Raw genomic sequence first — 15,860 nt, 5'->3', positions numbered from 1 at the left:
GGCCTATCCCTCCCGCACCGTCACGTCGCGCGACACAGGCTCCAGCAGCGTCTCGAAGCTCACGGGTTCCGGCACCGGGTCGGCGCGCAGCACCGCTTCCACCTTCAGGCGTAGCGCCCGGCCGAGATTCTCCTCCTCCTCGATCAGCGTCACCTGAACCGCCATCAGCCGCGGCTCGAAGCGCCGGATCGTTGCCTCCACCTCTCGCGCCAGGGCCTGGCGGCGTTCCGGCACGGCATAGGCGCCGGAGGTCGCGTCAGGGATCCCGTAGCCCAGCGGCGATGCGGGCAATTCCTCCAGCGCCGGGGGCAGCGGGCGACGGCGGCGGCGCGCATTCAGCACCGCCTCCAGGTCCCGCCGCACGGCGTTGCGCAGCAGGTCGAGCGCCACGGCGGCGCTGGGCGGCGGCGGTTCCGGCGTGGCCGGATCGGCATCCAGCAGGCGATCAAGCAGCGGCAGCCGCGCCCGTTGCACCGGGTTGCGCGGGCCTCCGCCAGGGCGCGATCCACTCAATCGAACACCAGCGATGTGGCGCTGGCGATCGGCAGCGCTTCCTCCCCCGCCAGCAGCACGCGCTGGCCGCGGCCCCGCACCGGCCCGGCATCCTCCGTCCAGTCCGTGGCACGGCCGAGCTTGAGCCCGGTATCGGCCTCCGGCCCCGCATAGAGCGCGGGCATGAAGACCACGCCTTCCGTCCCGTCCTTGAGTTCGATCGTCGTGCGCCGCCAATAGAGGTCACGCGGGCGCCGCGGCGGGTCGAAGGAGAGGGATCGCACCCGCTCCACCGGCACCAGCATGTGCTCGCCTGCCGTTGTCAGGACCTCGAACTCCGCGGCCATCAGGTCATCCGCATCGCGAAGGTCGTCGAAGGGCGTGTCGCCGGCCTTGCCCGGCGTGCGGGCGCGCAGCGCCTCGACCTCCGCCGCTGCTTCCGCCGCCGCGGTGAGGTCACCCGCGCGCAGCGCGATGCGGGCGCGCAGCGCCGCCTGCTGCGCCGGCGTCGCATCATCGCCCTGGTATTTCGGGGCGCGGCCTTCGCGCAGCACCTGCCCGCGCACCACTTCCGCCCGCAGCAGCCGCCGGAATTCGAGGACGGCGGGATTGGGTTCATGCAGTGCCGCGGCGTCCAGCATGCGGTCGGCACGCTCGGCCTCCCCGCTGAACAGCAGAAGCTCGGCCAGCAGCCAGCGCGCATCGGCGTCGGTCGGCGCGGCCTTCACCGCGGCGGTCGCGGCGGCCAGCGCCCCGGCCAGGTCCCCGGCGCGGAAGGCATCCCCTGCGGTGGTCATCGTCCTGTCTTCCCTGCGGCTGTCATCGGTTACGCCGCCACGCGGCGGGGCGCGAATTCGGTGACGAGGCGGAAGGCCGCGCCGACCTCGTCCAGCTGGTGGTGCGGCTGCAGGTGGACGGTGCAGCCATAGACGCCGGGCTTGCCGCGGCGCTCCCGCACCTCGACCTTCGCCTCCAGCAGCGGATACTTCGCCGTCACCTCAGCACCACCGGTGCCGAGGCCGCTGACGAAGCGGTTCAGCCAGTTCTGCAACTGGCGTTCCACATCCTCCGCCTCCCGCCCCGATCCCACCATGTCACGTCCCATCAGCTTGATGCAGTGGGCGAAGCGGCTGACGCAGAGCAGCGTGTTCACCTGCGTCGACAGGCGCTGGTTCGCCTCCGCGATCGCGGTGTTCATGCGGGGCGGGCGATGGAGGGAAGGCAGCGCGCCGAAGCTGGCCTCCGCCTGCGCTTCCAGCGCCGAAAGCGGCACCAGGCGCCCGTCGCTGACCTGCCGTTCCTGTTCATCCGTGAGCGCGAGGTCGAGCGGCGGGCGCGGCGGTGGCCCATGCGGCGGGTCGGAAGCGAAGCGTTCCCAGGCGAGGCCATCGACAACGCCCCCGATGGCATCCTCCTGCGGCTCCGCGCCCCGCACTTCGCCAGGCCAGCCGAAGCGTTCGAAAGCCCGGATGGCGACGGCTGCCAGCGCATAGACGGGTGTGGTCCAGACCCGCTGCGCCGCCCCCGCGGCATGGCCGCGATAGCGGAAGCGATCGGCCCGCGCGCCGTCATCCGCCCAGGGCGGGCGTGCCAGCACGCGCGGCAGCGCGACGCAGAGGAAGCGCATATCCTCCTGCGCCGCTGCATTGCGCCAGCGCGCATGTTCCGACCCCTGCAGCACGCTGGCGATATCGAAGGCGGGCCCTGCCTCGGCGAAGCCGTCCAGGCCGACGAGTTCCGGGGAGGCTGCGAAGACGATGGGCGAGAAGGCCGCGGCGGCCACGCCGGCCAGCGCCGTCAGCGCGCCGACATCATCGGTGGGATGGGTGGGGGAGGGGAGGTGGCGGATCTCGTAATCCGCCGCGATCAGCCCGAACGGCTCGCCGCCGGCGGTGCCGAACTCCTCCTCATAGATCTTGCGGAACATCTGGCTCTGGTCGAATTCGACCGCGCGTTCCAGGTCGCGGCAGATTTCCGTCCATCGCGCCGTCAGCATTTTCACGCGGATGCGTCCGCCGCCACCCGCCATGCGCTCCACCAGCCAGGCGAGGCCGCGCCACGAACCCTCCAGGCGCCGCAGCCGTGGCGCGTGCAGCACGGCATCGAGCTGCGCGGAAAGCAACTGGTCGATCTTCGCGATATCGCGGTCGAGGGCCCCGCGCAGCGCCTCCGCCGGCTGGTCATCGCGCGCGAAGCGGGCGAGGCGCGCTTCGCCGAACCAGTCGCGCAGCACGCACCCCGCATCCGGCGATGCGATCAGCGCGGCCAGCGCGCCCCCGGCCGCGCCATCGGCGCGGCCGAAGAACCGTCCGGTGAGGACCGCCTCTCGTAGCGGCGGCGGCGCGGCCTCCGCGGGCATGATCGGCGGTCCTGTTCCGGGGTCAGGACTTCTGCGGAATCCGCGCGACCATGCGCATGGAGGTGGAGAGTTCCTCCATCTGCAGCCAGGGCCGGAGATGCGCGACGGCGTTGTAGACGCCGGGCTTGCCCGGCACCTCCTTCACCTCGATCATCGCCTCCCGCAGCGGATACTTCGCCCGCGATTCCTGGCCCGCGCCTTCCATCGGGTTGACGTAGTTCTGGATCCAGCGGTTCAGCCAGGTCTCGCAATCCGACGCTTCCATGAAGGACCCGATCTTGTCCCGCGCCATCACCTTCATGTAGTGCGCGAAACGGCTGGTCGCCATCATGTAGGGCAGGCGGGCGGAGATGGCGGCATTCGCCGTCGCTTCCGGCCGGTCGTACTTCTTCGGCTTCTGCACGGATTGCGACCCGAAGAACACCGCGAAATCCGTATTCTTGTAGTGGCAGAGCGGCAGGAAGCCGAGGGCGCTGAGCTCCGCCTCCCGCCGGTCGGTGATGCCGATCTCGGTCGGGCACTTGGCGTCGCTGTCGCCGTCGTCGGAGGTGAAGACGTGGTTCGGCAGGTTCGCCACCTTGCCGCCACCCTCCGCGCCGCGGATCGCGGTGCAGAAGCCGTACTGCGCGAAAGCATCCGTGAGGCGCGCGGCCTTCACATAGGCCGCGTTCATCCAGCAATAGTCGTTGTGGCCCATCGCCTGCGCGCTGCCATCGGCGTTGCGCGGCGCTTCCTCATAGGCGAACTCCTCCACCGGCTTGGTGGCGGCGCCGTAGGGCAGGCGGGCGATGACGCGCGGCATGACCAGCGCCACGAAGCGTGCATCCTCCGTCTCCCGGAACGCACGCCACTTCGCGTATTCCTGCGTCTCGAAGATCTTGGACAGGTCGCGGGGCTTCGACAACTCCCGCCAGTCCTGCATGCCGAACATGCCGGCGCCGACGCCGGAGATGAAGGGCGCGAAGGCGCCGGCGGCGACGTTGGAGATCAGCCGCAGCGTCTCCACATCATCCGGATGGGCGGTCCATTCATAGTCGCCGACGATGGCGCCGTAGGGCTCGCCACCCGGCGTGCCGAACTCGTTCTCGTAGAGCTTCTTGAACAGCTGGCTCTGGTCGAATTCCACCGCGCGCTGCAGGTCGCGGCTGATATCCTTCTTGCTGGCCTGCAGCATCCGGATCTTGAGGCTGGTCCCGGTCTCGCTGTTGGAGACGAGGTAGTGCAACCCGCGCCAACTGCCCTCCAACTGCGTGAAGCGGGCGTGGTGCATCACCGCGTTCAGCTGTTCGCTGACCTTGGCATCGATGGCGGCGATCGCGCGGTCGAATGTCTGGGACAGGTTGCGGCTGAAGGTGACGGTGCCCTTCAGCGCTTCCTCGGTCAGCGCCTTGATGAGTTCCTGCGCGCGGTCGCGTTCCGTCTGCTTGGTCGCGCCGATGACCTGGTCGAGCAGGCCGAGGCCCGTCTCCTCGGTCGTCGTGCCGGCGGCGCCAGGCTGTGACTGGGTCGAGCTCATGGCTCAGCCCTCCTTCTTGTCGAGGCCGAGTTCGGCCGACAGCGCATCCAGCTTCGACTTGTCGTTCAGCACCTGCTCCAGCAGGCCTTCCAGCTCCTCGGAGCGATCGACCTTGCTCATCAGGTCGCGGAGCTTCGCGCGCGTCTCGAGCAGCGCCTTCAGCGCCGGCACCTGTTCGGCGACCTTGGCGGGGTCGAAATCATCCATCGACTTGAACTTGAGGTTCACCGCCATCTGGCTGCCATCGCCGGCCAGGGTGTTGTCCACCTTCAGGTTCAGGCCGGGCGCGATGCGCGCCATCACGTCGTTGAAGTTGTCGCGGTCGATCTGGACGAATTTCCGCTCCGCCAACGGCTTCAGCGGCTCCGCCGGATCACCGGCATAGTCGCCCATCACGCCGACGACGAAGGGCAGTTCCCGCACGATGGCGGCGCCTTCCGTCTCGACCTCATAGGTGATGTGGACGCGCGGCTTGCGCACCCGCGCCAGCTTGTCATGAACGCTCGTCATGGCTTCTTGCCGCCCCTTGTCCGTTCCTGCCCAGGTCCACGCCACGCCACGCCACGCCGCGCCGGATGCGCAGGCGCTGTCGCGGTCGGGCGCATTCTGTCCAACCACCTTAGCCCAGCGGCTGACGGGGGCGTCAACCATGCCGGGCGCCGCGATGGCGCCGTTCGCGTGATACGCGTTTCGCGTGTTTCACGATGGGGCCCATCGGATCGTCATTCCGCCGCGTCCGGCCGGATGCCGAGGCGGGAGAGCACGGCATGGCGTGCTTCCTCATCCGGCATGATCTCCGCCAGCAACTCCGGCAGTGACATCCGCCCGCGCCGCACCGCCTCCTCGAGTGTGTAGGCCAGCGGGGAATGCGGCTCCGTCGTGCGGAAGAAATCGGCGATGCGGCCCAACTCGCGCAGCGCATCCTCCCGCGTGCGGATCGGGCCGGCGCTGCCGCCGCCTGTCGCGGCCGCTGCCGTCGTGGCGGGCGCGCTGCCGGAGCCTGGAGTGGGCATTGCCACCTCATCCGCGGGCGACGTGCCGGCGGCTTCCGGTCCCAGCAGGCGGCGCGTTACCGCGATGATGCGTTCGAGGATCGTTGCGACGTTGCGGGTGGAGGGTGATTCGGCGCCGAATCGGTTCTCGGTCACCGCCTCCATCGCGCGCCACTCATCGAGTGCGGCCGTGGCGGATGCCGCGGTGCCAGCAAGGAAACCGCGGTCGAGCCGCGCCTCCGCTTCCAGCGTCGCCAACTCCGGCACGCCCGCATCGCGGCGCGCCTGGCGCCGCTCCTCATTCGCGATGCCGTCCGTCTCTTCCGCCTGGTCCCACTGGTAGAGGCCGAGCGGCGATCCATCGGCGCGCCGGAACAGCGGCAGGCGACGCAGCGGCTGCATCACCGTGCCGTCCACGCCCGCGCCGGCGAGGCCGCCGATCGGCGCGGACCTACCATCCAGCCCCTCGTCATCCGGCAGCGGGAAGGCCCAGTCCCAGTAGCTGTCGCACAGCCCGCGGATCAGCGCCGCGGCGGCAGCCAGGCCATCCAGCCCATGCTGGCGAACCAGCGCTTCCGCCAGCCAGGACGCAACCTCAAGATCCTTGCTGCGAGAGGACAGGGCATCGCTGCCGATGCGGATGACGTCGCGCCAGCCATCGGCGACGGGCGCTTCGGCATCGCCGTCGGCATCGCGCGCCCGTTCCTCCGCACGCGCCGCCGCCCGCGCGTCGCGCAGGCGCTGGTAGGGCGACGACGGCGAATAATCCGCGCGCAGATCCTCGCCAGCCCCACCATCGCCGTGGTCCAGCGGCGCGAGCAATGCATCGATGTCGATGGGATACGCCGTCATGTCGCCCTTATAGCCTCGCCCCGGCGTGAGTTTTGTGTTGCGATGTTTCGCGCGCCTGGTTTCGCTCTGGACCCGCAACTGCCCGTTGTGGATGCTGTCCGTGTTCAGCCTGCCATCGGCCGGCGACGCGGACCAGCAGGTATTTCGCCGGCACGGCTGAGGATGATAATCGCATGGTCGCAGTCGATCTCAAATCCGTTGTCGGCCGGCTGAGCGAGGTTGGCCGCCGGCAGCTCGAAGCCGCGGCTGGGCTCACGCTGTCCCGCAGCCACTACAATGTCGAGATCGAGCACGTCCTGCTGAAGCTGGTGGAGGCCGCGGGCAGCGACATTGCCGCCATCCTGCGCAAGCGGGAGGTCGATGCCGGCCGTGTCGGCGCAGAGCTGACCCGCGCCCTGGACCGGCTGCGCACCGGCAATGCACGCGCGCCCGCCCTGTCGCCGGACATCGTCACCTGGCTGCGCGAAGCCTGGCTGATCGCCTCCCTCGAAGCCAATGCCTCCCGCATCCGCAGTGGACACCTTCTGGCGGCGCTGCTGTCGGATGATGCGCTGGCGCGTGCCCTGAAGGACAGCAGCCCGACCCTGTCGGCACTGCCAGCCGATGCCATCCGCCGCAACCTGGCGGAGCTGGCCGCGGGCAGCGAGGAGGGAGCGCAGGCCGAAGCCGCTTCCGCCGCGGCACCCAGCGGCGCCGCGCCCGCCGGCGACGCGCCGCGCGGTGGCGGCCCGCTGGAGCAGTTCTGCACCGACCTGACGGCGCAGGCGAAGGCCGGGAAGATCGACCCCATCCTCGGCCGCGATGCCGAGATCCGGCAGATGGTCGACATCCTGACGCGCCGCCGCCAGAACAACCCGATCCTCACCGGGGAGCCCGGAGTCGGCAAGACGGCGGTGGTGGAAGGCCTGGCGCTGCGGATCGCCTCGGGCGACGTGCCTGCCGCGCTGAAGAACGTGAAGCTGATGTCGCTCGACCTCGGCCTCCTGCAGGCCGGCGCCGGCGTGAAGGGCGAGTTCGAGAATCGCCTTAAGGGCGTGATCGACACGGTGAAGGCATCGCCGACGCCGATCGTCATGTTCATCGATGAGGCGCATACGCTGATCGGCGCCGGCGGCCAGGCCGGCCAGAACGACGCCGCCAACCTGCTGAAGCCCGCTCTCGCCCGCGGCGAATTGCGCTGCGTCGCCGCCACCACCTGGGCCGAATACAAGAAGTACTTCGAGAAGGACGCCGCGCTCACCCGCCGCTTCCAGGTGGTGAAGGTGGAGGAGCCATCGGAGCCACTGGCGATGGCGATGCTCCGCGGCCTGGTGAAGACGCTGGAGAAGCACCACGGAGTCCGTATCCTGGACGAGGCGATCGAGGATGCGGTGAAGCTCTCCGCGCGCTTCATCCCCTCCCGCCAACTGCCGGACAAGGGCGTCTCCCTGCTCGACACCGCCTGCGCCCGCGTGGCGATGAGCCAGGCTTCCGTACCTGCGCCGGTCGAGGACCGCATCCGGCGGATCGAGCTGGTGGCGACGGAACTCGGCGCGATCGGCCGCGAACTCGCGACCGGCGCCGACCATGCGGCGCGGATCGCGGCGCTGGAGGCGGATCGCGACAAGGCGCAGGCGGAACTCGATGCCCTGAATGCGCGGTGGGAGCAGGAGAAGGCGCTGGTCGCCCGCATGCGCGACTTGCGCGCGCGTGCCGAAAGCGCGGCGCTGGAGTTGACCCCCGCCGCACCGCCGGAAGACCCCGCCGCGATTCGCGCCGAACTCGCCGAGGCCGGCGCGGCGCTGAAGGCGCTGCAGGGCGAGGAACCGCTGGTGCATCCCGTGGTGGATGGCCAGGCCGTGGCCGAGGTGGTCGCCACCTGGACGGGCATCCCCGTCGGGCGCATGGTCTCCGATGAGATCAGGACGGTGCTGAACCTGAAGCAGAAGCTGATGGAGCGCGTCGTCGGCCAGGACCATGCGCTGGACGCCATCGCGCAGGCGATCCGCACCAGCCGTGCAGGCCTGACGGATCCGCGCAAGCCGATCGGTGTCTTCCTGATGGCGGGCACCTCCGGCGTCGGCAAGACGGAAACGGCACTCGCCGTTGCGGACCTTCTCTACGGTGGCGAACAAAATCTTACAGTCATCAACATGAGCGAGTTCAAGGAGGAGCATAAGGTTTCGCTCCTCATGGGCTCGCCCCCCGGCTATGTCGGCTACGGCGAAGGCGGCGTGCTGACGGAGGCCGTGCGCCGCCGTCCCTATTCCGTCGTGCTGCTGGATGAGATGGAGAAGGCCCATCCCGGCGTGCAGGACGTGTTCTACCAGGTCTTCGACAAGGGCCAGATGAAGGATGGCGAGGGGCGGGACATCGATTTCCGCAACTGCGTGATCATCATGACGTCCAACGCCGGCACCGACACCATCGCGAAGCTCTGCGCGGACCCTGACACGGCGCCGGACCCGGAGCCGCTGCGCGAAGCGCTGCAGCCGGACCTGCTGAAGGTGTTCAAGCCGGCCTTCCTCGGCCGCTGCAACACCGTCATCTACTACCCGCTGGCGGATGAGATCCTGAAGAAGATCTGCATCCTCAAGCTCCGCAGCATCGGCAAGCGGGTGATGGAGAATTACGGCGTGCCGCTGGTGTTCGACGACAGTGTGCCGGAGACCATCGTCTCCCGCTGCAAGGAAGTCGAAAGCGGCGCGCGCAACATCGACAACATCCTCAGCCGGACCCTGCTGCCCGAACTGTCCTCGGGCATCCTGGCGCGCCTGGCGGAGGGGCAGGAGATCACCCGGGTGCAGGTCGGCGTCGATGACGCTGGCGGCTTCCGGTACGACCTCGGTTAAGCGCCCCGCGGCCGAGGCAGACCGAGGCGGGGACGGCCAACAATGCAGCAGCGAAGGAACGGACCATGGCTGTTTTTGTGAAATACGGCGCCCTCAAGGGCGAGGCGACGGCGGTGGGCTACAAGGATTGGGCGGAGGTGCACAGCTTCCAGTGGGGTGTCGGCCGCGGCATCTCCTCCGGCGTCGGTGGCGGCTCGAAGCGCGAAGCCACCGCGCCGAGCGTCAGCGAGATCGTCGTCACCAAGACGATGGACGCCTTCTCCCCGCTCATCCTGAAGGAAGCGATCGGCGGCAAGGCGTCGAAGGTGGAGATCCACATGACGCAGACCGACGAGAGCGGGAAGCACATCGCCTATCAGAAGTATATCCTGGAGAACACGCTGGTCAGCGGCTACAGCATCAGCGCCGGTGGCGACCGCCCGAGCGAGTCGATCTCGTTGAACTTCGCCAAGTTCGACAGCGAGTATCTGAAGATCGATGACAAGTTCAAGTCGGAGACCACGGGCCACGTGATCTACGACCTGTCGATGGCGAAGTCTGGCTGAACGCCGCCGCGCCAGGGGCGACCCTGGCGCTTCCACCGCCTCCGCGACGCCGCGCCATCAGGCGCGGCGTTGTTGCGTTCAGCGGGGAACCATCGCGATGGGGAAGCTGCGCAATTCGCGGCTTGCGGTGCGGAAGACGGCGTCCTGGCTGTGCTGCTTCTCCCGCGCCAGCTGCGGCACGCGGCGCATCACCCATTCGCCCAGCGCGAGTGCGCTGACGCGGCCTTCGCCATCCGTCGCGGCCCGCCCCTGCAGCGCTTCCCGCACCGCATAGGCGAAGACGCCGTTGCGGTCGTCGTAGCTGTCCAGCGCCTCCTGCACGGATGTCGATGCCGCCAGCAGGAAGCGCCCCGTCTCGTTCCCCAGCGCGGAGAGCTGATCCATGGTCAGCTGGCCGGCATGGCAGGTGTCCAGCAGCAGCAGCCCGTCCCGCGCGCGGATGCGGGCGATGGCAGCCACCAGCTGTGAATCCTCGATTCCCTGGCGCCGCAGGGTGGACCAGTTGCTGGTGTCCGTGACGTCATGCGGCAGGAACAGGAAGCGCTGGTCCGGTTCGGTGCGCACGCCATGGCCGGCGATGTAGAGGACGAAGGTATCGGTGGGCAGCGTCGTCCGGGCCACCTCCTCCAGCGCGTCCATCACGCCGCGGCGCGTCGCCTGGCGGTCCCGCAGCACGGTCACGCGCACCTCGCGGAACAGCGTGCCGGCGCGGGCGCGGAGCGTATCGGCCACCACCTGCGCATCGGGCACGGCGTAGTTCAGGTTCAGCGCCGCATTGGCGTATTCATTGACCCCGATCGCGAGGACGATGAGGCGCCCCGCATCCGCCGCGGGCTCCGGCTCTCCGGCCCGGCGGACGTCAAGCGTGGGGCCCTCCGCGAACAGCGCGCGATCCTCCGCGTAGAGCCGGGTGGTCACGCGGTTGGCGCCGGCATCGAGCGGCACCTCCGCCTGCAACTGGCCCGCCGTCGCCTCCGCCCGCACCGCGATGCGATCATTGACCAGCACGTCGAGCGGACCTAGGCCGAGGCCGCGATCGGTGATGGTGAAGCCAAGCCGCAAGGCGGTGGCGCCCGCCGGCAGGCTGCGCGCATCCCAGGCCACGGGCGTGCAGCCCTCCGGCGTCACGGCGCAGGCGCTGCGTGGCGCCAGCACCGGCAGGCGCCCGACGCGGGCGCGCAATTCACCGAGTTGCGCCAGGCGTTCGTGCGCCGGCGCGCCATCGCCCGCGATCCGCGCACGCACGGCGGCGGGGGCATAGAGCGCGCGATAGGCCTGCTGGAAGCTGGCCCATTCCGGCGTCTGGGCGCGGCCGCCATTCAGGTGCAGGCCGACCAGTTCCTGCCCGCCATTGGGCGCGTGGTCGAACAGCCCCTCCGGCGTCCAGAGCACCCAGCGCAGCGACTGCGCGTGGATGAACAGCGCGGCCTGTTCGATGATCCGGCCGGCGCCGATCCGCCACCAGCGCAAGGTGCCGTCGCCCAGGGCGCCGACCGCCACGTCACCGGCGATGGCCAGCCCCCACACGGCGCCGGGAACGGGGAGGGACGCGATGGCGCGGCCGCCCGCATCGAACAGGCGCAGGCTGTTGTCGGTGCCGATCAGCACGCCCGCATCATCCGCCAGCAGCGCCGCGCTGCGGGAGAATTCGCCATCGCCGAGCCGAAGCGGCATCTGGCCGAGTCGCGGCCGGTTGGCGTTGCGCCAATCCGCCAGGGGCAGGCGGGGGCTTGCGGTGCGGGCGGGCGCGAAGCCGGCGCCGTCCCCCGCATCCCGCACCAGCGCGCCTGCGAGAGAATCGAACGTCACCGGCGCATCGCCCGGCCGCAGCGCGATGCGCAGCCTTGTGCCATCGGCGGAAACCGCCAGCGCTGCGCCGGTGTTGCGGAAGTCGGCGCCAGGCGGCCTGGGCGCGATCGCCAGCGTGCCATCGGGCGCGACGCGCCCCCATCCCGGATCGGCGGCGGCATAGGCCACGCCCCCGGTAGGCAGCGGGATGAGTTGCGCGATGGCATCGCGCGCCGCGGCGATGTCGCTGGCCGGGCCGAGGCCGAAATCGGTCCATCGGCGGATGACGAAGTCGCGCCGCGCCTCCGCGGCGCCGGCGGAGGAGCCCGGCGCCGCGATGCCGCGCGCGCCAGCCCCCGGCGCGCTGCGCCGCGCATAGCCCGCCGCATGAAGCTGCACGCCGCCGCGGCCATCATGCGCCCAGGTCACGGCGGGCAGGCCCTCCCCGGCCAGGCCGGCGACGTCGGGCACGAAGACGCTGCGCAGGTCGCTCGCCGCCATCACCTCGACCCGCAGCCGATCCTCGAAGCCCAGTGCCAGCAGGGCGCCATCGGGCGACCAGGCGAGGCCGAAGGGCCGCGCGCCCTGCACCGGGGCGCGATCCGCCGTCTTCCGGCCGGCACGGTCATAAACGCGCAGCCGGCCATCGGCACCGCTTGCCGCGAGGCGTTCGCCGGCGGGGTCGAAGGCCACCATGCGGGCGGGGGCGGTGAAGCCCGTATCCTCCCACAGCGGCGCGCCGCTCCGGGCATCCCACACGCGGATGCCAGCCCGCCCGCCCAGCGCCGCCGCCACGCGTGTTCCATCGGCGGAGATGGCGAGGTGCTGCACCGGCGCCGGCAGGCCCGGCAGCCGTGCCACCAGGCGGCCATTGGTGGTGTCGAACAGGTAGATGGCGAAGCTGCGGTCCCAGGCGGCACCGGTCCAGCCCGCGGCGAAGGCGCGGCGCCCATCGGGCGAGAGGGCGACGGCATAGAGCTCGCCCTCCGCCTCCGTCCCGATCGGCGGGCGCAGCACGGCGCGCAGCGTGCCATCGGGCAGGTCCCACAGCCGCAGCGTCTTGTCGTCCGAGACGCTGGCGAGGATGCGGCCTTCCGCATCCGTCGCCAGTCGCGCGACGGGCGCGGTATGGGCCGCGGCCTCGACGCGAAGGAAGGGCTGCTGCGGCGGTTCCGGCGGCGCCTGGGCGAAGGCGCCGCCGATGCCGGCCAGCAGGAGAAGGGCCGCGGCCGCCAGACCGCGCATGGTCAGCTCGCCAGTTCGAAGCCGGCGCCCTGCGCGAGGCGTTCGGTGTTGTCGAGGCTCTGGGAGAAATTGTCGCGCCGCGCGATGTTGCTGGCGGCGAGCGAGCGGAAATCGCCGCCCGTGCTGGCGGAAGGCGGCGGCGGCGCGGCACCGAGGTTGCGCGCTTCCGGGAAGGCGCTGGCCGGCGCATAGCCGCGCACGCCGGACGCCGTCTCCACCATGGTGAAGCCGTTGTAGGAAGGGCGGAGCGTCACCGCTTCCCGCGCCGAGATCTGCGTCACGTCCGGCGCATTCGGGTCCGGGCGAAGCTTCAGCGCGACGGTGCTACGGGCCTGCACCGGCACGGCGCGGGATACGCGGGCGCCGGACATCACCTGGTCCTTCGTGCCGGGGGCGATGTTCTCGATCGCCACGTCGAATTGCTGGCCGCGCTCGCCGATCTTGTCGTTGATGCTGCGGGCCAGGGCCAGGTCCCGCTGCGTGCGCGCCCGCACATCGGCCAGCTGCGCTTCCGCCTGAGGGCGCTGCAACTGGCCGGCGCGGAAGGCCTGGCGGATGCGCTGCGCGGTGCCGAACCGGCAATCCATCAGCTGGGTGTAGGCGATCCAGGTGCGGTCGAGCTGCGCATTCTCCGCCGCCAGGTCGTTGGCCACCGCCATGCTCAGCGAGGCCTGGTCCTGCGCCTGCTGCTGGCGGGCGGAGAAGTAGCCGGCTGTGCCGCCGACCACCGCGCCGCCGACGGCGCCAATGGCGGCGCCGGCCGCGATGTTGCGCCCGCGTCCGCCGGATGCGGCGGCCAGCAGCGCCCCGAGTGCCGCGCCACCCACCGCGCCGATCGCGGCGCCACGGATCATCTCCTCGCCGAAGAAATTGCCGGTGCTGTCAAGGGCGACGACCTGCGCGCGGCAGGCATCCGTCCCGTCATCGGCGCCGATCCGGCCTTCCCGCGTGCTGACGCAGGCGGTCAGCATCGCCGCGGCGGTGATCATGGCGATGCCGCGCTGCAACCGCCCGCGCCGCGGCGTGTCCGCCTTCGAAATCAGCGGGAGGGAAAGCGAAGCGGGGTTGGAGGACATGGCGCTGCCTTCGGTAGCCGACTGTTTCGTGGAGGCTAACAGCCCTCCCGTCGCCCTGCCATCCCGGAATGCGCCCGGCGCAGCACGGCGCAACACACGACATGAAGCAGCCCTTGCTTTCGTAACCGCGGCGGCGTGTCTATCCTTGTTCGCGACGCGATCCGGTCCTCGGCGCCACGGGGAACGCAACGGAGGGCCAGGCCGGCATGCAGCCTCCCCGACTACTGACCATCAAGACACCCCTCGGGGACGGTGCGCTGACCGTGATCAAGCTCAGCGTGACCGAGGAGCTGGGGCTGCCCTACGCGATCGAGGCCGAGGTACTTGCCGCTGGCGCGGTGATGCCGCCGGAGAAGCTGCTGAACCAGGACGTCACCATCACCGTCACCCAGCAGGGGCCCAGCCCCCGGGTGCGCCATTTCCATGGCGCGGTAGCGGAGTTCCGCAAGCTGGCGCCCGGTGCGGCGGGGCGGATGACCTATCGGCTTGTGGCGGTGCCGCATCTCTGGCGCCTCGGCCTGCGGCGCAACTGCCGCATCTGGCAGGACCAGTCGGCGCGGGACATCGTGACGGCCGTATTGAAGGACCACGGCCTGCCGGCGCCGACCTGGAACATGGTAGAGGTGGAGCCGATCCCCTACTGCACCCAGTTCAACGAAACCGACCTCGCCTTCGTCTCCCGAGTGCTGGAGGAGCACGGCCTCACCTACTACTTCAAGCAGGCCGAGGGCCGGCACGAGCTGTGCGTCGCGGGCGCCGCAACCGCCTTCCCGCAGGATGAGCGTGGCGACATCATCGCCCATCACGGCGACGGCAGCCTTGACGCCTATGGCGGCTGGCGGCGGATGAACCGCGTCCGCGGCGTCATGACGCGGCTCGACGACATGGATCAGGAACGCAGCAAGCCGTCGGAGGTGCTGACCAAGTCCCGCCCCACCCGCACCTATTTCGAGGAACCCACCATGCCGGCGGCGGGGGAGAATTTCTTCTGGCCCGGCGGCATGAGCACGCGCCCCGGCCTCAACCCCGCCGAGGTGTCGATGACGGACCAGGAGGCGCGGAGCGAGGAATACGGCGCGACCTCGATCGACCCCCGCAACGCCGCCGGCAGCCGCGTCGCCATCGCCGTGCGGCTGGAGGAGGGCAGCGTCCGCAGCCGCCAATACGTCATCACCGGCGTGCGGCACGAGGCGGTGGATACCTCCGGCCTCGTCGCCGGTGCCGGTGGGGAGGAAAGCTACCGCTCGGCGCTCTCCCTCGTCTTCGCCGGGCGTCCCTGGGCCCCGCCGCCGCGGCATCCGCGCCCCGCCATGCCGGGCATGCACTCCGCCAAGGTGACGGGCCCGGCGGGCGAGAAGATCCATGTGGACGAGTTCGGCCGCATCAAGGTGAAGTTCCGCTGGGACCGCTGGGGGAAGGATGACGACACCTCCTCCTGCTGGGTGCGCGTCATGCAATCCGTCGCGGGCAGCTGGGGCGGCGCCTGGACCCTGCCGCGCGTGGGGGATGAGGTGCTGGTGGCCTTCCTGGATGGTGATCCGGACCGGCCCGTCGTCGTCGGCTCCGTCTACGGCAAGGATTCGCCGCCGCCCTTCAAGCTGCCGGCCAACAAGACCCAGACGGGCTACGTCACGCGCAGCTACAAGTCGGACAGCGCGGCGGATGCCAACATGCTGCGCTTCGAGGACAAGAAGGGCTCCGAGGAGGTTCTGCTCCATGCGCAGAAGGACCTGACGGTCGAGGTCGAGAATGATGAGGCGCGTACCGTCGGCCATGACCAGACGGAGACGGTCCAGAATGCCCGTACCGTCACCATCAAGAACAGCGACGACACGCTGACGCTGGAAAAGGGCAACCGCAGCGACACGATCAAGATGGGCAACGACACGCTCTCGATCGACACGGGCAATCGATCCACCACGCTGAAGATGGGCAATCTGTCCATCAAATGCGATCTCGGCGCCGTCACCATCGAGGCGATGCAGAGCATCACGCTGAAGGTCGGCCAATCCACCATCGTGGTGGACCAGACCGGCGTCACCATCAAGGGAATGATGATCCAGACGGAGGCCCAGCTCCTCCACAAGCTCAAGACCCTCATGCTCCAGGAAAAGGCGGATGCCCTGGTGCAGCTTGAGGGCGGCATCGTGATGATCAACTGACC

The 15,860-nt window shown here is 70.1% G+C and carries 11 protein-coding genes; 3 read left to right on the top strand and 8 right to left on the bottom strand.

Features of this window, described 5'->3' with window-relative positions:
• Window positions 1-3: 3 nt before the first annotated feature.
• From tssE to tssA, 6 genes are all read right to left on the bottom strand, one after another.
• The gene (gene tssE / locus BM041_RS09835) at window positions 4-474 is read right to left on the bottom strand and encodes a type VI secretion system baseplate subunit TssE (RefSeq protein WP_245761997.1); all 471 of its coding nucleotides are present in this window, start codon (window positions 472-474) and stop codon (window positions 4-6) included.
• 35 nt (window positions 475-509) lie between these two features.
• Window positions 510-1,289 carry a type VI secretion system accessory protein TagJ gene (locus BM041_RS09830; protein WP_092958823.1) on the bottom strand — a complete coding sequence of 260 codons (780 nt, stop codon included), beginning with the start codon at window positions 1,287-1,289 and terminating at the stop codon, window positions 510-512.
• A 29-nt stretch (window positions 1,290-1,318) separates the two neighbouring features.
• Window positions 1,319-2,851: a type VI secretion system contractile sheath large subunit gene (tssC, locus tag BM041_RS09825; RefSeq protein WP_092958821.1), complete on the bottom strand. Its 1,533-nt coding sequence runs from the start codon at window positions 2,849-2,851 to the stop codon at window positions 1,319-1,321.
• A gap of 22 nt (window positions 2,852-2,873) precedes the next feature.
• The gene (gene tssC, locus BM041_RS09820; protein WP_092958819.1) at window positions 2,874-4,367 is read right to left on the bottom strand and encodes a type VI secretion system contractile sheath large subunit; all 1,494 of its coding nucleotides are present in this window, start codon (window positions 4,365-4,367) and stop codon (window positions 2,874-2,876) included.
• A 3-nt stretch (window positions 4,368-4,370) separates the two neighbouring features.
• Window positions 4,371-4,877 carry a type VI secretion system contractile sheath small subunit gene (gene tssB, locus BM041_RS09815; RefSeq protein WP_092958817.1) on the bottom strand — a complete coding sequence of 169 codons (507 nt, stop codon included), beginning with the start codon at window positions 4,875-4,877 and terminating at the stop codon, window positions 4,371-4,373.
• A 212-nt stretch (window positions 4,878-5,089) separates the two neighbouring features.
• Entirely contained in the window at window positions 5,090-6,211 is a 1,122-nt protein-coding gene (tssA, locus tag BM041_RS09810) for a type VI secretion system protein TssA (protein WP_092958816.1), read from the bottom strand.
• A gap of 173 nt (window positions 6,212-6,384) precedes the next feature.
• Between tssA and tssH the strand changes: the two genes are divergently transcribed.
• Window positions 6,385-9,042: a type VI secretion system ATPase TssH gene (gene tssH, locus BM041_RS09805; protein ID WP_092958814.1), complete on the top strand. Its 2,658-nt coding sequence runs from the start codon at window positions 6,385-6,387 to the stop codon at window positions 9,040-9,042.
• Between the two features lie 65 nt (window positions 9,043-9,107).
• A complete protein-coding gene (locus tag BM041_RS09800; RefSeq protein WP_092958812.1) occupies window positions 9,108-9,587 on the top strand; it encodes an Hcp family type VI secretion system effector in 480 nt (159 codons plus the stop codon).
• Between the two features lie 78 nt (window positions 9,588-9,665).
• Here BM041_RS09800 and BM041_RS09795 read toward each other — a convergent pair whose 3' ends face one another.
• The gene (locus BM041_RS09795) at window positions 9,666-12,620 is read right to left on the bottom strand and encodes a caspase family protein (protein WP_092958810.1); all 2,955 of its coding nucleotides are present in this window, start codon (window positions 12,618-12,620) and stop codon (window positions 9,666-9,668) included.
• Window positions 12,621-12,622: 2 nt separating this feature from the next.
• Entirely contained in the window at window positions 12,623-13,696 is a 1,074-nt protein-coding gene (locus BM041_RS09790) for a hypothetical protein (protein WP_092958808.1), read from the bottom strand.
• A 206-nt stretch (window positions 13,697-13,902) separates the two neighbouring features.
• Here BM041_RS09790 and BM041_RS09785 point away from each other — a divergent pair, with 206 nt between their 5' ends.
• The gene (locus BM041_RS09785) at window positions 13,903-15,858 is read left to right on the top strand and encodes a type VI secretion system Vgr family protein (protein ID WP_092958806.1); all 1,956 of its coding nucleotides are present in this window, start codon (window positions 13,903-13,905) and stop codon (window positions 15,856-15,858) included.
• Window positions 15,859-15,860: the final 2 nt, after the last annotated feature.

The sequence above is a fragment of the Falsiroseomonas stagni DSM 19981 genome (genome assembly GCF_900114315.1).
In the GTDB taxonomy this organism is placed as follows: domain Bacteria; phylum Pseudomonadota; class Alphaproteobacteria; order Acetobacterales; family Acetobacteraceae; genus Falsiroseomonas; species Falsiroseomonas stagni.
This window is presented reverse-complemented; position numbering and strand designations above follow the sequence as displayed.